The following is a 22,530-nucleotide window of genomic DNA, read 5'->3' on the forward strand; positions in this document are numbered from 1 at the left end:
CCAGGCGCTCGGGCAAACCGATTTGCCTTCCTTCGGGAGGTAGACGGTTTGGACGGGCGCCTTTTTAGTGGGCGGAATTCGCCTGCGCGGCAACCGGGAATCTGAGAGGGGATTTCATCATGAGTGCATTTCACGACCTGAAACTGGACAGGCTGGACGGTAGCGAGCTGCCCCTTGCACCGTTCAAGGGCCAAGTGGTGCTGGTGGTCAACGTTGCCTCCAAGTGTGGCCTGACGCCGCAATACAAGGCGCTTGAGAACCTCTACCAGGATTACAAGGACAAAGGCTTCAACGTGCTTGGCCTGCCGTGCAACCAGTTTGCCGGCCAGGAGCCGGGCAGTGAAAAGGAAATTCAGGAATTCTGCAGCCTCAACTACGGGGTGAGTTTTCCGTTGGGGGCCAAGCTGGAAGTGAACGGGCAGGGCCGCCATTCGCTGTATCGCCTGCTGGCGGGTGAAGGCGCCGAGTTCCCAGGCGACATCACCTGGAACTTCGAGAAGTTTCTGGTGGGCAAGGACGGGCGGGTGCTGGCACGCTTTTCGCCACGCACGGCGCCGGATGATCCGGCAGTGGTGCAGGCGATCGAGAAGGCGCTGGGCTGATAAGCCTGCTCCGTATCAAGGCTGCCAGGTGCCTGGCACGGGATCTTCAGTGCCTGTGAGATCGAGCGCCACTCGATTTCACTGGCGCTGAAAACCCTGCGTCGAACCCCCAGCCTGAACACCGCTTCGACGGCAAGCACTGAACAAAAACCCCTCAAACTGCTCGACAATCCCCGGCCAGCCCTGACGACTGGCATGCTGCCGGGCATTCAACCGCACCCGGCGCAACGTTTCCTCTTCCTCCAGCAACCAGCAAGCTGCATCGATGAACGCCGCCTGATCCCCCGGCATGGCCAACGCGCCGCTGTGGCCGTGGCGAATATGCTGCGCTGCCGCCGCCTCGTCATACGCCACCACTGCCAGCCCTGAGGCCATGGCCTCGAGTACCACATTGCCGAAGGTCTCGGTCAGGCTCGGGAACAGGAACAGGTCACCGCTGGCATAGTGCTCGGCCAGTACCTCCCCGCGCTGGGCGCCGCAGAAAATCGCATCCGGCACCTGCTGCTCAAGCGCGGCGCGCTGCGGGCCGTCACCCACCACGACCAGGCGCAGGCGTTTCTGTGGATAAGTCTTCTGCAATGCCTCCAGGCAAGGGCGCAGCAGGCCCAGGTTCTTTTCCACCGCCAGCCGGCCGACATGCAGCACGGCGATGTCTTGCGGGCCTAGGCCCCAGCTTTCACGCAACGCCAGATTGCGCCGGGCCGGGTTGAACAGGCAGGCATCCACACCTCGGGCCAGCAGTTCCAGGCGTTCGAAACCACGGCGCTCCAGTTCCAGGCGTTGGCTGAGGCTAGGGACCAACGTGCTGGCCGTGCGCCGATGGAACCAGCGCAGGTAGTGCGTGAGCAGGCGCGCCAGCAGCCCCAGGCCGTACTGGCCGGAGTACTGCGGGAAGTTGGTGTGAAAGCCGCTGACCACGGCAATCCCCAGGCGCCGGGCCGCGCGCAGCGCGCTGAGCCCCAACGGCCCTTCGGTGGCGATGTACAGCACATCCGGGCGCTGTCGCCGCCAGCGGCGCAACAGCTTGTGCATGGACACCTCGCCCCACTGCAAGCCCGGGTACCCAGGCAGGCCCCAGCCACGGCACAGCATCAGCTGCGGGTCGTTGTGCACGGGCCCTTCACCGGCCTGACGCGGCCGCACCACCTCGACTTCATGGCCACGCTGGCGCAACCCTTCACTTAGGCGGCCAAGGGTATTGGCCACGCCGTTGATCTCGGGCGGGAAGGTTTCGCTGACCAAGGTGATACGCAGGGCGGGTGTATTCATGACAAAAAGTTTCCGCCTGCGGGGTTGCGTGAATGTGACTGCCATGTGACGTACTGATGACGCCTGACCAGCAACACGCTGCGCCTTATGAATATTTCCTTTCATGGCACTCAAGAAGGTGTCCCTGGCAGCCGATGAAGATGCATTCGACTACCGATGCGCTCCAGGAGTGCGGTGATGTTCAACAACAAGCTCAAGCAAGAAATCCGGCAGCTGCGCGAAGACCTGATGTCCATCGAACAGGTCAAGAGTAGCCTTGACAGCGAAATGCTGGTGCTGCAGCTCGACCCCCAGGGACGGATCGAGATGGTCAATGGCAACTTCGAGAGCGAGATGCTCTACCGCGCCGATCAATTGCTTGGACGCAGCATCGAGGACATCGTCCCCGCCCATGTGAAGTCGCTGGACTTCTACCAGCGCATGAAAAGCGCGATCAGCCGTGGCGAACACCTCAATGGCGCGTTCCGCCTGCTGCGCGGCAACGGCCATGAAGCCTGGCTGCGGTCGATCCTGCAGCCGGTCAAGAACAGCGAAGGGCGCATCAAGTACTTCACCATGCACTCCAGCGACCTTACCCGCACCATCGAGACATCCCGCGAGCACGAAAGCCTGATCAAGGCATTGATGCGCTCTACCGGCGTGATCGAATTCGACCTCAACGGCACCATCCTCACCGCCAACGAGCGCTTCCTGGCTGCGGTCGGCTACCGCCTGGAGCAGATCCGCGGCAAGCACCACCGCATGTTCTGCGAGCCGGAGGAGGCCAACTCGGTCGGCTACCAGGCGTTCTGGGACAAGCTGCGCCGTGGCGAATACGTTGCCGACCGCTTCAAGCGTATCGATGCCCATGGCCGGGTGATCTGGCTGGAAGCATCGTACAACCCGCTCTTCGACGCCCACGATGTGCTGTACAAGGTGGTCAAGTTCGCCACCGTGATCACTGACCAGGTCAATCAGGAGCAGGCCGTGGCCGAAGCGGCAGACGTGGCCTACAACACCTCGCTGGGCACCGATGCCAGTGCGCGCAAGGCCACTGCTGTGGTGACCCAGAGCGTCAGCGTGATGCGTGGCCTGGAAGCCTCGATGCAAGAGGCGGCCGAGGGGATCCAGGCGCTGGACACCCAGTCCCGGGTGATCGGTTCGATCATCAAGACCATCAGCGACATCGCCGGGCAGACCAATCTGCTGGCGCTGAACGCAGCCATCGAAGCTGCCCGCGCGGGCGAGCAGGGCCGGGGGTTTGCCGTGGTTGCCGACGAAGTGCGCCAGCTGGCTTCGCGCACCAGCACCGCGACCGAGGAAATCGCCCGGGTGGTGCAACAGAACGAGCAACTGGCCCAGGCGGCGGTATCGATCATCGATACCAGCAAACGCCAGGCCGAGCAGGGGCTGGCGCTGGCCGACGAGACCGGCAGCGTGATTGTCGAGATTCAGGACGGGGCGAAGCGGGTGGTGGATGTGGTCGGGCAGTTTTCCAGCCGGTTGGGGCAGTAGCAGCCAAGTAACGGGGGCCGCACTGCGGCCCATCGCCGGCAAGCCGGGCTCCCACTCTTACGGCATAGCCCTCAAGTTCTGCATGGCCCAAGTGGGAGCCTGGACGCTGTACTCAGTTGCGCTCGCGCACCCAGAACAACGTGGCCCCGGCCACCGCCGCCGGCATCATCAGCACGTTCACCCCCGGAATCATCAGCGCCAGGTACGTGATGCCGCCAAAGCCCAGCGACTGCCAGCGTTTTTGCCGCAGCCAGGCGAGCATGTCCTGCCAGCTCATCTTGTTATTGTCCGCCGGGTAGTCGATGTACTGGATGGCCATCATCCATACCCCGAACATCAGCCACAGCGGCGCGGCGATTACGTTGACTACCGGGATGAACGAGAGGATGAACAGGCCGATGGCCCGTGGCAGGAAGTAGCCCAGCTTGCGCATTTCGCGGCTGAAGGTGCGTGGCACCATGGCCGCCAGCTCACCCCAGCTGAACGCCGGGAAGGTGTCTTCGCCACGTACCACCACCTCGACCTTTTCCGCCAGGAAGCCATTGAACGGTGCGGCAATGATGTTGGCCACCAGCGTGAAGGTGAAGAACACCATCAGCACCAGCAAGGCAACGAACAGCGGCCAGAGTATGTAGCTGAGGAAGCTCAACCAGTCTGGCAGCGTCGGCATCAGGGCATCCAGCCACAGGCTGAACTGGTGGCCGGCGAAGTAGACCATGCCACCGAACAGCAACAGGTTGACCGCCAGCGGCAGCAGCACGAACAACCGCAGGTTGGGGCTCAGCACCAGTTTCAGGCCTTCGCGAAGGTATTGGGGGCCAGAGAGGACAGGGGCTTGCATCGAGGTACTCCGCAAAGAAGGAAAACGCGCTGACCTTACCGAGTTTGCCGCGCCGACGAAAGGCGGGCAGCCAGGGGGAAACCGGCTGTAACAAAAGCGCCAGGCATTGGCAGTCGATGAAATCACAGCATAGAGGATGCCTATGAGGTGGATTGTCGAAGGATATTTCCTTAATCTTTGCGACCTCGCTACAGTGCGCTCAACTTTCCGCTTTCCGGGCCTGTGCGTTGTAGCCTTCCCCAAGTGCTGCGTGGGCCCCTTTTAATTTTCCAGCTGGCGCAGCCGGTACACCGATGCCGGCCCTGCGGCCCGCTCGACAGGAGTTCGACATGTCTGAAGTACGTCATTCGCGCGTCATCATTCTGGGTTCCGGCCCTGCCGGTTACAGCGCTGCGGTGTATGCCGCCCGTGCCAACCTCAAGCCGCTGCTGATCACCGGCATGCAGGCGGGTGGCCAGCTGACCACCACAACCGAAGTCGACAACTGGCCGGGCGACCCACACGGCCTGACTGGCCCGGCCCTGATGCAGCGTATGCAAGAGCACGCCGAGCGCTTTGAAACCGAAATCGTCTTCGACCACATCAACGCCGTCGACCTGGCCAACAAGCCGTTCACCCTGCAAGGTGACAGCGGCACGTACACCTGCGACGCGCTGATCATCGCCACTGGCGCCAGCGCCCGCTACCTTGGCCTGCCTTCGGAAGAGGCGTTCATGGGCAAGGGTGTTTCGGCCTGTGCCACCTGTGACGGCTTCTTCTACCGCAACAAGCCGGTGGCGGTAGTGGGCGGCGGCAACACTGCGGTGGAAGAGGCGCTGTACCTGGCCAACATCGCCAGCAAGGTGACCCTGGTGCACCGTCGCGAGACTTTCCGCGCCGAGAAGATCCTGGTCGACAAGCTGAACGCCCGTGTCGCCGAAGGCAAGATCGAGCTCAAGCTCAATGCCACCCTGGACGAAGTGCTGGGTGACAACATGGGCGTGACCGGTGCGCGCCTGAAGAACAACGACGGCAGCAGCGACGAAATCAAGGTCGACGGCGTATTCATCGCCATTGGCCACACCCCGAACACCTCGCTGTTCGAAGGCCAGCTGACCCTGAAGGACGGCTACCTGGTGGTTGCCGGCGGCCGTGAAGGCAATGCCACCGCCACCAATGTCGAAGGCGTGTTTGCCGCTGGGGACGTGGCGGACCACGTTTACCGCCAGGCCATTACCTCGGCCGGTGCTGGCTGCATGGCGGCGCTGGACGTCGAGCGTTACCTGGACGGGCTGGCCAACGCTTCGTTCTGATTCAAGTGGGGCGGGGGTCGCTTTGCGGCCCTTTGCAAACAACAAAAAACCGGCTCGATGGCCGGTTTTTTGTTGTTTGCAATCAGCTCACAGGCTCAACCGCATCGACAGGTCTACCGCCTTCACATCCTTGGTCATCGCACCAATCGAGATGTAGTCCACGCCGGTCTCGGCAATCTCCCGCAGGGTTGTCTCGTTGACCCCGCCACTGGCCTCGAGCTTGGCTTTGCCAGCAGTAATGCCCACTGCTTCGCGCATTTCATCCAGGTTCAGTTCGTCAAGCATGATGATGTCGGCGCCTGCGTCCAGTGCCTGGCGCAGTTCGTCCAGGCTTTCCACCTCGATTTCCACCGGCTTGCCCGGCGCAATGCGGTGGGCCGCCGCCACGGCTTGAGGCACACCGCCGCTGGCGGCGATATGGTTTTCCTTGATCAGGAAGGCGTCGTACAGGCCGATGCGGTGGTTGTCGCAACCGCCACAGGTAACTGCGTACTTTTGCGCCAGCCGCAGGCCCGGCAGGGTTTTACGGGTATCCAGCAGGCGCACCTGGGTGCCCTCCACCAGCTCCGCCAGGAACCGCGCACGGGTGGCCACCCCAGACAGCAGCTGCAAGAAGTTCAGCGCACTGCGCTCACCGCTCAGCAGCGAACGGGCCGGCCCTTCGAGGTGGAACAGTGGCTGGTTGGCCTTGGCGCGTTCGCCGTCAGCCACCTGCCAGTGCACTGCCACGCGCGGGTCGAGCTGGCGGAATACCGCATCGACCCAGGCCGTGCCGGCGATCACACAGTCTTCGCGGGTGATGATGGTGGCCTTTGCCAGGCGCTCGGCCGGGATCAACTGCGCGGTTATATCGCCACTGCCGATGTCCTCCAACAGTGCGCGGCGCACATTGGCTTCGATTTCAGCGGTCAGGTCGGCGAGGCGTAGGTTCGGCATGGTCGGCTCCAAAAGCTAGATGCCCGCGATTATAGGGCAGGGGACCTAGGTGTACAGCCGCATTAGTCACGACCTTTGGTCGGGCATCGTGAGCATCCACGGCGAATCAAGGTCCTTGATCAGCCAGTGAAACGATGCTGGCAGCTGTGCGAAATTTTACCGATAATGGTGACCAGTATTTGGCGTCATGGGTTTGACGACCTCTGGCCCGTGTGGCCAGTCACCCAGCAAGGAGTCCGGGATGCAGAAAGAAGGCAAGGTGGTGCCCTTGGCGGCAGCCATCGACCGAGGGGGGCGTATGCCTCTGCCTTGCCTTCCGGTGTTGCTTCTGCAAGTGCGCGACAAGGCCGCCCTGCAGTTGCGCCAAGGCTTGCAGGACTTGTTCGACAACGCTGACGACACCCTCTTCGAAATGGCCGACAAGGCCCTGGATCGCTGTGACCAGAACCTTTATTTCGAGGCCATGCGCGACCTGCGCCTGAAGCGTAAAAGCATCGAGCGTGGTTTTCTCGACATCTTCTACGATACCTTCGCCCGCATCGGCCAAGTTGACCTGCTGGCGCACCTGGCCGATGCCGGCAAGCCGCGCAGCAAGGCCCAGGTAGAGCGGGCCGTTGCCGTCGAAGGCATGGTAGGGCGGGTGCTGTCACGCGATGGCATTGCCCTGCAGCAACTGGTTTTGCGCTTGCAGGTGCTGCTCGACCGCCCGTTGTACGAGCAACATAACCCGCTGGGGCCTGCCGCGTTGTGCGACTATTTTCTCGACGCCGGTCGCAACCTGGGGGTAGGCCTGCGGGTCAAGCTGGTGCTGCTCAAGCTGTTCGAGCGCTATGTGCTGCGTGATGCCGACATCATCTACAACCAGGCCAACCAATTGTTGCGTGCGGCCGGCGTGCTTGCCGAGTTGCCACTGCCGCCGCGGCGGCGTGCCGAAGACCGGCGCATGCGCGCGCGCCGTGGGCCTGTAACAAAGGGCCAAGCGCCAGACGCAGACGCCACAGGCCAGGCCTGTTTCAACGCCTTGCAAACGCTTCTGGCGCCGGTGCGCGGTCAGTTCGCGCCGCGCTTGCACAGCGCGAACAGCGTTCAGCCAGTCAGCACCGCCGACCTGCTGCGCCTGCTTTCGCATCTGCAGCGCTATGTGCCCGCTACCCATCAGGCTGATGATTTCGACCTTGGCCAGCAGCTTGAGCAACTGCTGTTGCGGGTCAGCGTGCGCAGCGGCACGCACCGGCGGATCGCCTCGGCCGACGAAGACATGCTCAACCTCGTCGGTCGGCTGTTCGCCTTTATCGAGCGCGATGACAACTTGCCCGCCAGCCTGCGCCCGCTGCTTGCACGCCTGCATATTCCGCTGCTCAAGGTGGCCTTGCTGGACAAGGGGCTGTTCAGCCGGGCCAGTCATCCGGCACGCCGGCTGCTCAACGAGATCGCAACCGCGGCGATGGGTTGGGAGTGCGGTAGCAAAGGCCTGCGCGACAGCCTGCACCTGAAGGTTGAGCGTATCGTCCAGCGTCTGCTCAACGATTTTGCTGAAGATGCCAGCCTGTTTGCCGAGTTGCTCGACGACTTCGTCGCCTTCAATCAGGACGAGCGGCGGCGCAACGAGCTGCTTGAACAACGCACCCGCGACGCAGAACTGGGGCGTGCCCGCGCATTGCAGGCCAGGCAGCAGGTGCAGCAAGTACTCAATCAGCGTCTGCGGGGCCGGCTGTTGCCGCAGGTGGTAGTACAGATGCTGGTGCAAACCTGGAGCCAGGTATTGCTGTTGGCGTGGTTGAAGCAAGGCGAGGCCTCCAGGGCCTGGCGCGAGGCATTGCAGACCATGGACACGCTGCTGGTCAGCGTTACCCCTCCACAGGATCCTCAAGCCCTGCTGCAGCAAGTGCCGAGCCTGCTCAAGGCATTGCGTGATGGATTGTCCAGCGTGGCCCTGGATTCCCTGGCAACCCGCGAGTTCTTCTTGCAACTGGAGCAATTGCACCTGCGTGCCTGCGCAACAAGCAGCGAGCTACCGCCTGGCGGCCAGCGCCAGCGCTTGAGCGACGTGCTGGTGGCCGAAGATATCGTGCTGGCGATAGCCGAGGAGCCAGCCTGTGCTCCGTTGCAGGTTGCCGACGCGCAGGCTGCGGCGCTGCAGCAGGTACAGCGGCTGCGTATCGGTACCTGGTTCGAGGTGCTTGACGAGGCCGAGCCGCAGCGTTGCAAGCTGGTGGCGCGCATCGACAGCAGCGACAGGCTGGTGTTCGCCAACCGCACCGGCATGAAAGTGCACGAATGGAGCGCCGCCAGCTTGGCCCAGGCCCTTCAGCGCGGCGATTTGCGCGTGCTCGATGACGGGCTGCTGTTCGAGCGAGCGCTGGAGGCAGTGCTCGACGGTTTGCGGCGTCGGCAGGTGCAGTAGCTGGCAACATTACAATCATTCACATGCAAACGGCGTTGAGCGCAGGGCATACTGTTGCTCTGTTCATGGCGTTTTCAGGATCTGCCCCATGCAATTGGACCGTGCCACTGGCTGGTTCCACGGAATCGGAATCACCCACTGCCCTTCGCCGAACTTCAATGCCCGCCCCGAAGGCGAAGCGATTTCCCTGCTGGTGATCCACAACATCAGCCTGCCGCCAGCCTGTTTCGGTACCGGCAAGGTGCAGCAGTTCTTCCAGAACCGCCTGGACCCCAACGAACACCCCTATTTCGCCAGCATCAACCACCTGACCGTGTCCGCGCACCTGTTCGTCGAGCGTGATGGTGCTGTGACCCAATTCGTGTCGTTGCTTGACCGCGCCTGGCACGCGGGTGTGTCGTGCTTCGACGGGCGCGAAGGCTGCAACGATTTCTCCATCGGCATCGAGCTGGAAGGCACCGACGATCTGCCCTATACCGATGCCCAGTACGCGGCGCTGGAGCAGCTTACCCAGCACATCCGGGGCGCCTGGCCGGCCATCGACCTGTCTCGCATCCAGGGTCACAGCGACATCGCCCCGCAGCGCAAGACCGATCCCGGCCAGGCCTTCGACTGGTCGCGCTACCGCAAAGCGCTGCAGCACAACGAGGACAAGGCATGAGTTTTCTGGTGTTGTTGCTGGCGCTGTGGGTCGAGAAGTTCTCGGCCTTGCGCCATCAGGTCCAGCGTGACGGGTTTTTCCTTGGCGAGCTGGTGCGCCTGGAGCGTAGCGGCAAGGTGCACCCCTGGTGGACGCTGGCCATTCTGGTGCTGGCCCCGGTTGCGCTGCTGGTGTTGCTGCTGCATGTGCTGGAGCCGGTGGCGTATGGCTTGCTGGCCTTGCCAGTGCACCTGCTGGTGCTGATCTACAGCCTGGGCCGTGGCGATGCCAAGGCTTCGCTGGGGCCGTTCCGTGATGCCTGGCGGCGGGGCGATGACCAGGCGGCGTTGCATGTGGCCGAGCGCGACCTGGGCCTGTCCGCCGATGAACCGCACAGCCTGCTGGTGCGTGTGCAGGGCAACCTGTTGTGGCAGGTGTATCAGGGCTTTTTCGCGGTGATTTTCTGGTACTTCTTGCTGGGGCCCGGTGCTGCGCTGGCTTATCGCCTGCTGGCGCTTTGCGGTGAACACAGCAGGCAGCCGGCGCTGCAGAAACGTGCCGGGCAGCTGCGGCACATCATGGACTGGTTGCCGGTGCGCGTACTGGCCCTGAGCTTCGCGCTGGTGGGCAACTTCCTGGCGGTCACCCGGGTAATGTTGCACGAGGTGCTCAACTGGCACATCAGTGCTGCGCACCTGGTGGCCCGGGTGGGGCGTATCGCCGATGACATTCCCGAGGAAGAAGACAGCCAGCGCGGGCTCGGGCGGTTGGACAGCCTGTGGGAACTGCTGCTGCGCTGTGCGGTGTTGTGGTATGCAGGGTTTGCGCTGTGGACGGTGCTGGTCTGAACCGAGGCCGCTACCAGCCAAATACCTCGCAAGCATTGCGGCTGCTGGCTTCGGCCAGCTCCGCGACTTCCACCCCCATCACCTGCGACAGCGCCTCGGCAATCTCCGGCAAATGCTCCGGGCTGTTGCGCACCCCGGGGTACATCACCGGCGCCATGTCTGGCGCATCTGTCTCCAGCACAACGCTGTCCAGCGGCAGCCGCGCCAGTGTCTTGCGCAGCCGCAACGCCTGGGGCCAGGTGCCGGCACCGCCCAGGCCGAGCCGGAAGCCCAGCTTGATGTACTCGCGGGCCTCTTCATAACTGCCGGCAAAGGCATGAATCACCCCCGCGCGCGCCGGCTTGTAGCGCTTGAGCGTGGCGATCACCTGCGCATGGCTGCGGCGCACGTGCAACAGGGCGGGCAAATCAAGGTCGCAAGCCATTTGCAGTTGCGCTTCGAACAGTGCCTGCTGGCGGGTCTTGTCCAGGTCTTCGAGGTAGTAGTCCAGGCCGAACTCGCCCACCGCACACAGCCGTGGGTTACCCCGCAGGCGTTCCAGCCACTCGCGCAGCTGCGCCAGATGCTCCGGGCGGTGCTGGTCAAGGTAGACCGGGTGCAGGCCGAGCGCCGCGAACAGCCGTTGATCGGCGCAAGCCAGGTCCCATACCCTTTGGAAGTTGGCCTGGTACACCCCCAGCACCACCATCCGCTCCACCCCGCGCGCCGCCGCGTTGGCCAGCAACTGCGGGCGGTCGGCGTCGAAGTCGGGGAAGTCCAGGTGGGTGTGGGTGTCGATCAGGCGCATGTTCAGGCCGCAGTGATGCGTTGCTTGAATGTGCGACCGACGGCATGCACGCCAGGCTCGTAGCGCTTTTCTTCGATCGCGGCTAGCGCCAGCTCCAGCGCGGTGGCGGCAATCAGGCCATGCTGCTGGGCCATGGCATTGACCGGCAGCGGCAGGAAATCGAGCAACTGATTGTCGCCGAAGGTGCCAAGCTGCAGCTGCCGCGAATCGGCAGGGCGTGCCTGCAGGGTGTCGAACACTCCTTGCAGCAGCACATACGAGGTGGTTACCAGTGCATCGGGCAGGCCGCCGAGCTCATCGATCAGTTGCTGCATCAGGCGCTGGCCGCACTCACGGCTGAACGCTTCGCCCTGATAGCGGCGCACTTCACCGGCATAGCCATGCAGGGCTTCGTCGAAGCCACCGGCGCGCGCCTGACTGACCGACAGCTCGGGGCGTGCGCCGATCAGGGCGATGCTGCGTGGGGCCGCGCTCAGCAGGCTGGCGGCCAGTTGGCGGCTGGCGTCGCGGTCGTCGCTGATCACCGAGCAGAAGTGAGCGGGGTCCAGGCGGCGGTCGATGGCAATCACCGGCAGGCCTTTGTCCTGCAGCTCGCGGTAGCTGTCATCTTCTGGCGGCAGGCAACTGGCAACGAACAGCGCATCGCAACGGCGGGCACGGAACAGCTGCTGCAACTGGCGTTCGCTGTCGGGCTGGTCATCGCTGCTGGCGATCAGCAGCTGGTAGCCGCGGGCGCGGGCGCCTTGCTCCAGCTGCTTGGCAATGCGGGCGTAGCTGGGGTTCTCCAGATCCGGGAGAATGAAGCCCAGGGTACGGGTATGCCGGCTGCGCAGACCGGCGGCCTGCGGGTTGGGCGTGAAGCCATGGGCCTCGACCACCGCGCGTACCCGCTCGACAGTGCTGCTGCTGATGCGCTGCTGTTCGGCCTTGCCATTGATGACGTAGCTGGCAGTGGTCACGGACACACCGGCCAGACGGGCGATATCGCTGAGTTTCACCGAATTTTCCTTGTTATTACCGGGGCTGGCTGTGAGGCCTGACCGGGTAGTTTGACCCGCTACAGGCAGCACGCGCAGACGACCATTGTCGCAATTGTCCGACAGGATGGGGCTTTTTCATCGGCAGATTATCGAGTAACGTGGCCGTCTGGTCAGATTAAACGTTTCAGCTGCCGAACTTTCTGCCTCGGCTTGCACTCGTGCAAGGCTGTTGAACTGGCCGTTTACGTGAATTTCACAACAATACTCCAGTACCCGACCGGGAACTGCAAAAGGAGAAGGTCATGCTCGAGCTCGTCAAGGAGCAGATAGCCATGGGCCAGACGGCCGCCGACAAAGCCGAGGCATTACGCCTGCTGGCCGGGCGGCTGGTCGCTGACGGCCTGGTCGCCGAGGGCTACCTGCAGGGGTTGCAGGACCGCGAGGCGCAAGGCTCGACCTTCCTTGGGCAGGGCATTGCCATTCCCCATGGCACGCCGCAGACCCGTGACCTGGTGCATGCCACCGGCGTGCGCCTGCTGCAGTTTCCCGAGGGCGTGGACTGGGGCGATGGCCATACGGTCTACCTGGCCATCGGTATCGCAGCCCGCTCCGACGAACACCTGCGCCTGCTGCAACTGCTGACCCGTGCGCTGGGCGAGACCGACCTGGCCGAAGCCTTGCGCCGGGCGAGTTCCGCCGAAGCGTTGCTGAAACTGCTGCAGGGTGCGCCGCAGGAACTGGCGCTGGATGCACAACTGGTCGGCCTGAACCTGCCGGCCGAGGACTTCGACGAGCTGGCCTGGCGCGGTGCCCGGCTGTTGCAGCGCGCCGATTGTGTCGACAGCGGCTTTGCCGCCGTGCTGCAACAGGCCGAGCCGCTGCCGCTGGGCGAGGGCCTGTGGTGGCTGCACAGCGAGCGCCAGGTGCGCCAGCCGGGCCTGGCCTTCATTACCCCGCAGCAACCGCTGCGCTACCGCGACCAGCCACTCAACGGCCTGTTCTGCCTGGCCAGCCTTGGCGCTGCCCACCAGGCCCTGCTTGAGCGCCTGTGCGAGGTGCTGATAGAGGGCCGCGGGCAGATGCTGTACCAGGCCACCAGCAGCCGCGCGGTGCTGCAAGTGCTGGGCGGCGAAGCGCCGGCCGACTGGCCCAGCGCGCGTATCGTGCTGGCCAACCCGCATGGCCTGCATGCGCGCCCGGCCAAAGTGCTGGCGCAGCTGGCCAAAGGCTTCGAAGGGGAAATCCGTGTGCGCCTGGCCGACAGCACTCAGCCGGCGGTGTCGGTGAAGAGCCTGAGCAAGCTGCTCAGCCTCGGTGCCCGTCGCGGTCAGGTGCTGGAACTGGTGGCCGAGCCAGGCATTGCCGCCGATGCCTTGCCGGTGCTGCAGGCTGCCATCGAACAGGGCCTGGGCGAAGAGGTGGAGCCGCTACCAGCAGGCACCGCTGCCGTCGCCGAAACCGCCGCTGAAGTGCTGCAGGCCCCCCAGGCTGGCAGCCGTATCCAGGGCGTTGGCGCTGCCCCTGGCATTGCCAGCGGCCCGGCGCATGTATGTGTCGAGCGTGAGTTCGACTACCCCTTGCGTGGCGAGTCGTGTGCCCAGGAGCGGCAGAAACTGCGCGAAGCCCTGGCGAACGTGTCCAGTGAATTGCAGGCATTGATCCAGCGCAGCGACAAGGCCATTGGCGAGATATTCGTCACCCATCAGGAAATGCTCGCCGACCCGGCGTTGACCGACGATGTCGAACAGCGCCTTGGCCAGGGCGAAAGCGCCGCAGCGGCGTGGATGGCCGTGATCGAGGCGGCCGCCCGCCAGCAGGAGGCGTTGCACGATGCCTTGCTGGCCGAGCGCGCCGCCGACCTGCGCGACATCGGCCGGCGCGTGCTGGCGCAGTTGTGCGGTGTGCAGCCCCAGGTCGAACCTGAACAACCCTATGTGCTGGTGATGACCGAGGTCGGCCCGTCCGATGTCGCCCGGCTGGACCCGGCGCGGGTTGCCGGTATCGTCACCGCTCAAGGTGGCGCCACCGCCCACAGCGCCATCGTTGCCCGTGCCCTGGGCATTCCGGCAGTGGTCGGCGCGGGTGCTTCGATACTGCTGTTGCACAGTGGCACGCCGCTGCTGCTCGATGGCCAGCGCGGCGCGGTCAGCGTGGCGCCGCCGGCAGATGAGCTGCAGCGTGCCCTGGCCGAGCGGGATTTGCGCGAGCAACGCCTGCAGGCCGCCTGGGCTGACCGCTTCGAACCCGCCGTTACCCGTGATGGCCACGCCGTCGAAGTGTTCGCCAACATCGGCGACAGCAGCGGCATTGCCAAGGTGGTGGAGCAGGGCGCCGAAGGCGTCGGCCTGCTGCGCACCGAACTGATTTTCATGGCCCACCCACAACTCCCGGATGTGGCAACCCAGGAGGCCGAGTACCGTCGCGTGCTCGATGGCCTTGATGGCCGGCCGCTGGTGGTACGCACCCTGGATGTCGGTGGCGACAAACCGCTGCCGTACTGGCCGATTGCGGCCGAGGAAAATCCGTTTCTCGGTGTGCGTGGGGTGCGCCTGACCCTGCAACGCCCGCAGGTGATGGAAGCGCAGTTGCGCGCCTTGCTGCGGGCTGCCGACCAGCGCCCGCTGCGCATCATGTTCCCGATGGTTGGCCAGGTGCATGAGTGGCGTGAGGCGCGGGCCATGGTCGAGCGTCTGCGGACAGAGATCCCGGTAGCGGACTTGCAACTGGGCATCATGGTCGAGGTCCCTTCGGCAGCGCTGCTGGCGCCGCAACTGGCACGCGAGGTGGACTTCTTCAGCATCGGCACCAACGACCTTACCCAGTACACCCTGGCCATCGACCGTGGCCACCCTAGCCTGTCGGCCCAGGCCGACGGCCTGCACCCGGCAGTGCTCAGCCTGATCGACATGACCGTGCGTGCTGCGCATGCGCACGGCAAGTGGGTGGGTGTGTGCGGTGAGCTGGCGGCCGACCCGCAGGCCGTCGCCGTGCTGCTCGGCCTCGATGTAGATGAGCTCAGCGTCAGCGCGCGCAGCATTGCCGAAGTCAAGGCCCTGGTCCGCCAGGCCGATCACCAGACGGCCCGCGCCCTGGCGCGTGAGGCCCTGCAACAGGACAGCGCCGCAGCGGTTCGCGCGCTGGTGGAGCGTTACTGAATGGCCAAGATCCTCACCCTCACCCTGAACCCGGCGCTGGACATCACCATCGGCCTGGATACCTTGCGCGCGGGGCAGGTCAACCGCAGCCAGGCGCAGCAGACTGACGCCGCCGGCAAGGGGCTGAACGTTGCCCAGGTACTGGCCGACCTGGGGCACAGCGTTACCGTTGGCGGTTTCCTCGGGCAGGACAACCTGCAACCGTTCGAGGCACTGATCGACGGGCGCGGCTTTGCCGATTGCTTCGTCCGCGTGCCCGGCGAAACCCGCAGCAATATCAAGCTGGTCGAGGCTGACGGGCGCGTCACCGACATCAACGGCCAGGGCCCGGAGGTCGACGAGGCTGCTCGCAGCGCCTTGCTGCGCCTGCTCGAACAGGTCGCCCCTGGGCACGATGCCGTGGTTGTCGCAGGCAGCCTGCCGCGTGGAGTGGGTGCCGACTGGTTCCGCCAGTTGCTCGACCAGTTGCAGGCCCAAGGCCTGAAGGTGGCCCTGGACAGTAGCGGCGAAGCCCTGCGTGCCGGACTGCAAGGCGCGCCCTGGCTGGTCAAGCCCAATACCGAGGAGCTGGGCGAGGTGCTTGGCCTGGCTGTGGATAACCCTGCACAGCAGCGTGCCGCGGCGCTGCGCCTGTTGGCCAGCGGCGTTGAACATGTGGTGGTGTCTGCCGGCGAGCAGGGCGTCAGCTGGTTCGCCCGCGACCTTGCCCTGCATGCCAAACCACCCAAGGTACGTGTCGCCAGCACGGTCGGCGCAGGGGATTCGCTGGTGGCCGGCATGGTCCATGGCCTGCTGCTGGGTGAAGCGCCGGCGCAGACCTTGACCCGCGCCACCGCGATCGCCGCCCAGGCCGTTACCCAGGTCGGCTTCGGCATCCGTGACCGCGAGCAACTGGCGCGGCTTGAAGCTGGCGTGCAACTGACAGAACAACAAGAGGGTTGCCGATGAACATTGCCATTGTCACCGCCTGCCCCAACGGCCAGGTGTCGAGTGTGCTGAGCGCTCGTTTGCTGGCCGCTGCCGCCCAGCGGCGTGGCTGGAGCACCAGCGTCGAAGTGCAGGACGCCGGCCACCCGGAGCGGCAGCTGAGCGCGGCGCAGATCGCCGAGGCCGACTGGGTGCTAGTGGTCAGCACCGGCCCGGTGGACCTGGGCCGTTTCGTCGGCAAACGCGTGTACCAGAGCACGCCCTCGCGGGCGCTGGCTGACCGCGAAGGTTTCCTGGATGAAGCGGCAGCCAACGCTCAACTGCTGGCCGCAGAGGCACGCCAGGCCGAAGTTGCCGGCGCTGGCGCGCGCATTGTCGCGGTCACCGCTTGCCCGACCGGTGTTGCACACACCTTCATGGCCGCAGAGGCCTTGGAGCAAGCTGCACAACAACTGGGCTATCAGCTGACTGTCGAGACCCAGGGCTCGGTCGGTGCGCGTAACCCCTTGTCTGCCGACGCGATCGCCGAGGCGGATGTGGTGCTGCTGGCCGCCGATATCGAAGTCCCTGCCGCGCGTTTTGCCGGCAAGCGCATCTACCGCTGTGGCACCGGCATCGCCCTCAAGCAGGCCCGTGCCACGCTGGACAAGGCGCTGGCCGAGGCCAAGGTGGAAAGCAGCGCTGACGCTGCAGCGGCCAGCCCGGCAGCGAAAGGTGAGAAAACCGGTGTGTACAAGCACCTGCTCACCGGCGTGTCGTTCATGCTGCCGATGGTAGTGGCCGGTGGCTTGCTGATTGCCCTGTCCTTCGTGTTCGGCATCGAGGCCTACAAAGAGCCCGGCACCTTGCCGGCCGCGCTGATGCAAATCGGTGGCGAGGCTGCATTCAAGCTGATGGTGCCGCTGCTGGCGGGGTACATCGCCTGGTCCATCGCCGACCGCCCGGGGCTGGCCCCCGGCATGATTGGCGGGCTACTGGCAAGCACCTTGGGCGCGGGTTTCATCGGCGGCATCGTGGCCGGCTTTCTTGCCGGTTACAGTGCCAAGGCCATCGCCCGCTGGGCGCGCCTGCCCAGCAGCCTGGAGGCACTCAAGCCGATCCTGATCATTCCCCTGCTGGCCAGCTTGTTCACCGGCCTGGTGATGATCTACGTGGTCGGCCAGCCGGTGGCGGCCATGCTCGCAGGGCTCACGCTTTTCCTCGACAGCATGGGCACCACCAATGCCATTTTGCTGGGTCTGTTGCTGGGCGGCATGATGTGCGTCGACCTGGGCGGGCCGATCAACAAGGCAGCGTATGCCTTCTCGGTAGGCTTGCTGGCATCGTCTAGCTACGCACCGATGGCAGCCACCATGGCTGCCGGCATGGTGCCCCCGATCGGCCTGGGCATCGCCACCTTCCTGGCCCGGCGCAAGTTCGCCCAGAGCGAGCGCGAGGCGGGCAAGGCGGCGTTGGCGCTGGGGCTGTGCTTCATCTCCGAAGGCGCAATTCCGTTCGCCGCCAAGGACCCGTTGCGGGTAATCCCGGCCAGTGTTGCCGGTGGGGCGTTGACCGGGGCGTTGTCGATGTACTTCGGTTGCAAGCTGATGGCGCCGCATGGTGGCCTGTTTGTGCTGCTGATTCCGAATGCGATCAACCATGCATTGCTGTACCTGCTGGCGATCGTGGCGGGCAGCTTGCTGACGGCGGTGGTGTATGCGCTGATCAAGAAGAGCGAGCAGGTGGAACTGGCTGTGGCGCCGGTCAAGGGGTAGGGGCTGGTTGGGCCTATCGCCGGCATCAAGGCTGACAGGCGCTGCAAATCTTGCGGCCAGCACCTGCAAGCCCTGATGCGATCCCTAAGCGCGCCGATGCTTCTGCCGCAACGGCCCCAGCAGATCCCCCAGCCCGTTGTGATCCACCTCATGCATCAACGCCAGCAACCCCCCCAGTTCCCCCGCCGGGAAGCCCCTGCGCGCGAACCACGCCAGATAATCCCCCGGCAGGTCGGCAATGATGCGCCCCTGGTACTTGCCGAAGGGCATGGTCCGGGTCACAAGCAGTTCGAGCATTTCCGGTTTCATCGGCGCACCTGGCTGGGGAAAAGCGCCGACCATACTGCAATCTGCACGAGGTCCCAAGCGGCAATCATGCAGAACGCCATCCGACGGCATCTTCTTCCTGTTCTTAACTATCTGATTCTAAAGGATATTTATAAATTCAAAAGCTTGGCACGAACACTGCTCCCTTACAGATGACTATCACCTGCCAAGGAGTTTCACCATGAGCAACCCCAACAAAGACGTAATCGACGTACTCAACGACCTGATCGAGTACAGCAAGGACGGCGAAAAGGGTTTCAAAGCCTCGGCCGATGATGTGAAGAACCCGGAACTGAAAGCGTTCTTCGTCCAGCGTGCCGGCGAGTGCGCCAACGCTGCCGGCGAACTGCAAAGCGAGGTGCGCCGCCTGGGTGGCGACCCTGAAACCTCCACCAGCATCAGCGGCGACATGCACCGTGGTTGGGTCAACCTTAAATCGATGCTCACCGGCAAAGATGAAGAAGCGGTGCTGAACGAGGTTGAACGCGGCGAGGACCATGCCCTCAAGGCCTACAAGGAAGCCCGCGAGAAGCTGGTGAAGCTGGGCCGCACCGCCAGCGACCAGTCCTACATGCTGGTGGAAAACCAGCTGCAGGGCGTGCAGCGCAACCATGACCAGGTCAAGGCGCTGCGTAACGCTGCCCGCGCCCGTTCCTAAACGGCAGGCCCCTCTACCCGGTTGCGGCCTTTGGCCTTGGCCCGGTAGAGGGCTTCGTCCGCAGCACCCAGCACACTCGTCAGGTCGTGCCGGGTGCCGGACAAGCCGATGCCGATGCTTACTGTTATCGCGTCGGTATCTTCGGCAAAGGGTGCGAGCGCTTCGACGCTGGCCCGTATCCGTTCTGCCAGCAGCAGTGCGCCGGCCAACTCCGTTTCCGGCAGCACGACCTGAAATTCCTCCCCACCATAACGCGCTGCCAAGTCAGCGGGGCGACGAATGCACGCCTCGATGGCCTTGGCCACTTCGCGCAGGGCATGGTCGCCCCCAGCGTGGCCGTGACGCTGGTTGAATGCCTTGAAGTGATCCACATCCACCATCAGCACCGCCAGTGGTTTGCGGTTGCGCTGGGCGCGTGCCCACTCCTGTCTCAGCACCTGGTCCAGGCGCCGGCGGTTGGCCAGGCCGGTCAGGCTGTCGGTGGCCGCCAAGGTCGCCAACCCTTGCTCGGCCTCGTGGCGACGGCTCAGCTCGCGACCCAGCAGCAGTGTCAGCCAGAGAATACCCACGCACAGCACACCAGTGGCAACGCTGACCAGAATCGCTGTGCGGCGCCACGACTGGAACACCTCGTCGGCCGAATGCACCACCAGCACGATCAGCGGTAATTGTGGGACCCGGGCGAAGGTGTACATGCGCAGGCGGTGGTCACTGCCGGAGCGCGCAGTGAAGCTGCCGCGCTGTTCACTCAGTATGCGCTTGAAGTTTGGTCGCCCGGCATAGTTGCTGCCGATCAGCGGGTCCCGCGCGCGGCTGGGCTGGCGGGCGAGCAGTTGCCCGTCGGTGTTGATCAGGTTGATGCTGCTGTCATCACCGATGTCCAGGCGCTGGAACAGCTCACTGAAATACGACAGGCGCAGGGCACCTGCAGCCAGACCGGCGAATTCGCCATGCGGCCCGGAAATACGCCGGCTGAAGCTGATGCACCAGTCCAGGTCGCCAAGCCTGGCCTTGAATGGTGGGCCTACCAGCAGGCCGAGGTTGGCATTGCGCTGGTGCGCCAGAAACACCCCGGTATCGCCGAAGTTGGCCTGGCGCGGCACGCTGCTGGTGGAATCGCCCACCACATTGCCTTGCTTGTCCAGCCACAGCACGTCACCGCGCTTGCGGTCGACGAACGCCTCGTTGAACAGCAGGCGCTGCCGCAGCGGGCCGGGTACCTGCGCCAGTTCCTTTCGCCCGACCGCCCAGATCAGGCCTTGCAGGGACTGGTCGTAAAGTTCGACGTTGCGCAGGATGTCGCTTTCGATCAGCTGGACGATGTTGTTGGACGAACGCAGGGCAGACAGTTCGACACTGTCACGTTCGCGCGCCAGCAGGTAGCTGACGATGGCCACGATTGCGAGCACGGCAAGGCAACTGCCCAGGTTTAGGATCAGCGCGGGGTGCGACCTGTAGACTGCAAAACGCGGGGGTTGGGTGGGCATGCTCGCTACTGCGTGGGCAGGGCCATTCGCGGCGGCGACATTCTAGGGAAGCGGGGATTGTTGGACAAGATTTGTCCGACGGAATCACGCTGTGCTGCAAGTTCGATTCATTTCAGTGCCCCTGTGGGAGCGGGTTAACCCGCGAACACCGGCGAAGCCGGTGCCCGGCACCGCGGAGCCTTCTTCGCGGGTGAATCGGATCGCCGCACCGCCGCTCCCACAGGGTTACAGGTGAAGCTTGCAGGGTGAGATCAGAACACGTTCAGCGGATAGTCGACGATCACCCGCAGTTCGTCGTTGTCGCTGTTGCTGTCGATCGACGCATAGCCCTGGCTGCCACGGTGGGTGGCGTAGCGCACCTGCACCGCCAGGTCTTTGAGGTCCCCCTCCTGGAACACGTATTTCACATCCAGGTCGCGCTCCCAGTGCGTGGCATTCTTGCCGTCGGCACGGTAGTAGTCGTAGTGGCTGGTGTCCTGGGTGGCTTTGCTCAGGTCCGCCTCGCCGCGCGAGTACGACAGCGTGGTGCTCAGGCCCGGGATGCCTGCGCCGGCGAAGTCATAACCGTACTGCAGCTTCCACGAACGCTCGTTCGGGGCGTTGAAGTCCGAATACATGCGCGAGTTGTCCAGGTACACGCTGTCGCCCAGGTTGATGTAGTCGAACGGCGTGTTGCCGTTGACCCGCTGGTAGGCGGCGGTGACGCTGTGGTACCCGGCATTGACGGTGAAGTGCAGGCTGTAGGTGTTGTTGTCGATCTTGCCCAGCAGGGCTTGGCCGGTGTCCTGGGTGTGGTAGAAGTGCACGCCCGGGTTCAGGCTGACCAGGTCGTTGACCACGTAGGTGTAGTCGAAGTCCGCGTAGTACTGGTTCCAGATGTCCTTCAGCTCGGCCGCGTACAGGTTGGCGGTGATGTTCGGGGTACCGCTCCACGACGCGCCGGCCCAGTTCAGGTGCTTGCTCTTGTCGTGCTCGTCCAGCGACCCGTAGTAGGTATCGATACGGCGGTGACCGCTTTGGTTGTACGGGTGAGTGAAGCTGACCTGGCCGCCTTCGAGCAGCAGGCCGTCAACGCTGGTGTTGGTCAGGCTCACACCGCGGAAGGTCTGCGGCAGCATGCGGGTTTCGCCGCCGGCGATCACCGGGTTGGTAAGGAACAGGTCACCGGCTTTGAGCTCGGTGTCAAAGGCCTTCAGCTTGATCGCGGCACCGGCGGTGGAGAACGAGTGCGGGGCAGCACCCAGCTCGCCGTCGTCCTTGATGTGCTGGGGCAGGATGCTGGTGCCGGCATGGCCGCCACCGCCGTCCAGTTTCAGGCCCAGCATGGCATGGGCGTCCAGGCCAAAGCCGATCACACCCGGGGTGTAGCCCGACTCGAAGCGTGCAACGGCGCCCTGGCCCCACTCGCGGGTGTCGCGCACGCCGGCATTGTGGTTGTCGCGGTTGAAGTAGGCGTTACGGAAATGCAGGTTGAAGGACGAACCTTCGATGAAGCCATCAGCCTTGTCTTCATCTGCCTGGGCGGCGAAGGGGATCGTTGCAGTCAACGCAATGAAAAGCGGGGTAAAGCGAAACGCGGAAGACACCGGTACTAGCTCCTTTGGTCTGACGGTGGGGCAGTTTTTATTTTTGAATGTGCGTCTTTTTATAGAAGGACGTTACAGCGGGGCTGAGAGTTTAAGCACATAAAAAAAGCCGCTGATTGGCAGCGGCTTTAAAAGGCTAACATATCGGCACCGGTGGTGCCCATGGCGTAGCCAAGGGAAAACGGGAGCAATAACAGCGCTTGATCAGCTGTCGCTGTTGGCATCGACAGAAACTTTGGAGGCTGTCTGGTTTGCGTCTTTCACGGCGTCAGCCTGTTGTGCGGCTACAGCGTCGCGGGCCTCTTGATGGACGGCGGCGAGCTCTGCATTACGGTTGACGAAAGCGGGGGATTCTTCGGCCATGGCCAAGGGCGACAACAACAGGGAAGACAGGACGAAGACGCTGGCAATACCCATACTGTTGGACATTTGAAACTACCTTCTTGCGGGGCAAGTGCTAATGAGGACAGGGGTAAAGTTAGTCCTTTCAGTGCACTTGAAACAGAGCGAAGTGCGATAAGCACTGTTGCGCAAAAGGTAACG

At 64.0% G+C, this 22,530-nt stretch carries 18 protein-coding genes and 2 pseudogenes; 11 read left to right on the forward strand and 9 right to left on the reverse strand.

Going from position 1 to position 22,530, the window contains the following annotated elements:
• The first annotated feature begins 119 nt into the window (after window positions 1-119).
• Entirely contained in the window at window positions 120-602 is a 483-nt protein-coding gene (locus AC5O5I_RS03775; protein ID WP_172286642.1) for a glutathione peroxidase, read from the forward strand.
• 78 nt (window positions 603-680) lie between these two features.
• On the opposite strand, the gene AC5O5I_RS03780 is transcribed toward AC5O5I_RS03775, so the two are convergent.
• Window positions 681-1,871 (reverse strand): glycosyltransferase family 4 protein, encoded by a 1,191-nt coding sequence (locus AC5O5I_RS03780; RefSeq protein WP_172286643.1) that lies wholly within the window; start codon window positions 1,869-1,871, stop codon window positions 681-683.
• 306 nt (window positions 1,872-2,177) lie between these two features.
• Here AC5O5I_RS03780 and AC5O5I_RS03785 point away from each other — a divergent pair.
• Window positions 2,178-2,777 (forward strand): annotated as a pseudogene (locus tag AC5O5I_RS03785) (PAS domain-containing protein); the annotation flags it as partial.
• 228 nt (window positions 2,778-3,005) lie between these two features.
• A pseudogene (locus AC5O5I_RS03790) lies at window positions 3,006-3,365 on the forward strand (methyl-accepting chemotaxis protein); the annotation flags it as partial.
• A gap of 112 nt (window positions 3,366-3,477) precedes the next feature.
• Here the strand turns inward: AC5O5I_RS03790 and cysZ are convergent.
• Window positions 3,478-4,206, reverse strand: coding sequence for a sulfate transporter CysZ (cysZ, locus tag AC5O5I_RS03795; RefSeq protein WP_172286644.1), 729 nt, complete (start codon window positions 4,204-4,206; stop codon window positions 3,478-3,480).
• 329 nt (window positions 4,207-4,535) lie between these two features.
• Between cysZ and trxB the strand changes: the two genes are divergently transcribed.
• Window positions 4,536-5,498 carry a thioredoxin-disulfide reductase gene (trxB, locus tag AC5O5I_RS03800; RefSeq protein WP_172286645.1) on the forward strand — a complete coding sequence of 321 codons (963 nt, stop codon included), beginning with the start codon at window positions 4,536-4,538 and terminating at the stop codon, window positions 5,496-5,498.
• Between the two features lie 87 nt (window positions 5,499-5,585).
• Here the strand turns inward: trxB and nadC are convergent, their stop codons facing one another.
• Window positions 5,586-6,434 carry a carboxylating nicotinate-nucleotide diphosphorylase gene (nadC, locus tag AC5O5I_RS03805; RefSeq protein WP_494512093.1) on the reverse strand — a complete coding sequence of 283 codons (849 nt, stop codon included), beginning with the start codon at window positions 6,432-6,434 and terminating at the stop codon, window positions 5,586-5,588.
• A 241-nt stretch (window positions 6,435-6,675) separates the two neighbouring features.
• On the opposite strand from nadC, the gene AC5O5I_RS03810 reads away from it, so the two are divergent.
• The 3 genes from AC5O5I_RS03810 (at window position 6,676) to ampE (ending at window position 10,326) form a co-directional block, all read left to right on the forward strand.
• Window positions 6,676-8,838: a DUF1631 domain-containing protein gene (locus AC5O5I_RS03810; protein WP_494512094.1), complete on the forward strand. Its 2,163-nt coding sequence runs from the start codon at window positions 6,676-6,678 to the stop codon at window positions 8,836-8,838.
• Between the two features lie 88 nt (window positions 8,839-8,926).
• Complete coding sequence (gene ampD / locus AC5O5I_RS03815; RefSeq protein ID WP_494512095.1) at window positions 8,927-9,499, forward strand: 1,6-anhydro-N-acetylmuramyl-L-alanine amidase AmpD; 573 nt, start codon at window positions 8,927-8,929, stop codon at window positions 9,497-9,499.
• Complete coding sequence (ampE, locus tag AC5O5I_RS03820; RefSeq protein WP_172286649.1) at window positions 9,496-10,326, forward strand: regulatory signaling modulator protein AmpE; 831 nt, start codon at window positions 9,496-9,498, stop codon at window positions 10,324-10,326. Before ampD ends, ampE begins: the two co-directional genes overlap by 4 nt.
• A 10-nt stretch (window positions 10,327-10,336) precedes the next feature.
• On the opposite strand, the gene AC5O5I_RS03825 is transcribed toward ampE, so the two are convergent.
• Both AC5O5I_RS03825 and cra read right to left on the reverse strand, forming a co-directional pair.
• Complete coding sequence (locus AC5O5I_RS03825) at window positions 10,337-11,113, reverse strand: TatD family hydrolase (protein ID WP_172286650.1); 777 nt, start codon at window positions 11,111-11,113, stop codon at window positions 10,337-10,339.
• A gap of 2 nt (window positions 11,114-11,115) precedes the next feature.
• A complete protein-coding gene (gene cra, locus AC5O5I_RS03830; protein ID WP_172286651.1) occupies window positions 11,116-12,111 on the reverse strand; it encodes a catabolite repressor/activator in 996 nt (331 codons plus the stop codon).
• A 284-nt stretch (window positions 12,112-12,395) separates the two neighbouring features.
• On the opposite strand from cra, the gene ptsP reads away from it, so the two are divergent.
• The 3 genes from ptsP to AC5O5I_RS03845 are packed head-to-tail and all read left to right on the forward strand — an operon-like array spanning window position 12,396 to window position 17,929.
• Window positions 12,396-15,248, forward strand: a complete 2,853-nt coding sequence (ptsP, locus tag AC5O5I_RS03835) for a phosphoenolpyruvate--protein phosphotransferase (RefSeq protein WP_494512096.1) — start codon at window positions 12,396-12,398, stop codon at window positions 15,246-15,248.
• The gene (gene pfkB / locus AC5O5I_RS03840) at window positions 15,249-16,196 is read left to right on the forward strand and encodes a 1-phosphofructokinase (RefSeq protein ID WP_494512097.1); all 948 of its coding nucleotides are present in this window, start codon (window positions 15,249-15,251) and stop codon (window positions 16,194-16,196) included.
• On the forward strand, window positions 16,193-17,929 hold the full coding sequence (locus tag AC5O5I_RS03845) for a PTS fructose-like transporter subunit IIB (RefSeq protein WP_494512098.1): 1,737 nt from the start codon (window positions 16,193-16,195) through the stop codon (window positions 17,927-17,929). Before pfkB ends, AC5O5I_RS03845 begins: the two co-directional genes overlap by 4 nt.
• 84 nt (window positions 17,930-18,013) lie before the next feature.
• On the opposite strand, the gene AC5O5I_RS03850 is transcribed toward AC5O5I_RS03845, so the two are convergent.
• A complete protein-coding gene (locus AC5O5I_RS03850) occupies window positions 18,014-18,238 on the reverse strand; it encodes a DUF3820 family protein (protein WP_172226380.1) in 225 nt (74 codons plus the stop codon).
• A gap of 199 nt (window positions 18,239-18,437) precedes the next feature.
• Between AC5O5I_RS03850 and AC5O5I_RS03855 the strand changes: the two genes are divergently transcribed.
• On the forward strand, window positions 18,438-18,914 hold the full coding sequence (locus tag AC5O5I_RS03855) for a ferritin-like domain-containing protein (RefSeq protein WP_172226377.1): 477 nt from the start codon (window positions 18,438-18,440) through the stop codon (window positions 18,912-18,914).
• Here the strand turns inward: AC5O5I_RS03855 and AC5O5I_RS03860 are convergent.
• The 3 genes from AC5O5I_RS03860 to AC5O5I_RS03870 all read right to left on the reverse strand — a co-directional run bounded on the left by AC5O5I_RS03860 (window position 18,911) and on the right by AC5O5I_RS03870 (window position 22,416).
• The gene (locus tag AC5O5I_RS03860; RefSeq protein ID WP_172226374.1) at window positions 18,911-20,401 is read right to left on the reverse strand and encodes a sensor domain-containing diguanylate cyclase; all 1,491 of its coding nucleotides are present in this window, start codon (window positions 20,399-20,401) and stop codon (window positions 18,911-18,913) included. The two genes, AC5O5I_RS03855 and AC5O5I_RS03860, sit on opposite strands and share 4 nt — an antisense overlap.
• A 251-nt stretch (window positions 20,402-20,652) precedes the next feature.
• The gene (locus tag AC5O5I_RS03865) at window positions 20,653-21,987 is read right to left on the reverse strand and encodes an OprD family porin (RefSeq protein ID WP_172288332.1); all 1,335 of its coding nucleotides are present in this window, start codon (window positions 21,985-21,987) and stop codon (window positions 20,653-20,655) included.
• Between the two features lie 204 nt (window positions 21,988-22,191).
• The gene (locus AC5O5I_RS03870) at window positions 22,192-22,416 is read right to left on the reverse strand and encodes a hypothetical protein (RefSeq protein ID WP_172226368.1); all 225 of its coding nucleotides are present in this window, start codon (window positions 22,414-22,416) and stop codon (window positions 22,192-22,194) included.
• Between the last annotated feature and the right edge of the window lie 114 nt (window positions 22,417-22,530).

It is taken from the genome of Pseudomonas sp. 9_2_1, from assembly GCF_059295275.1.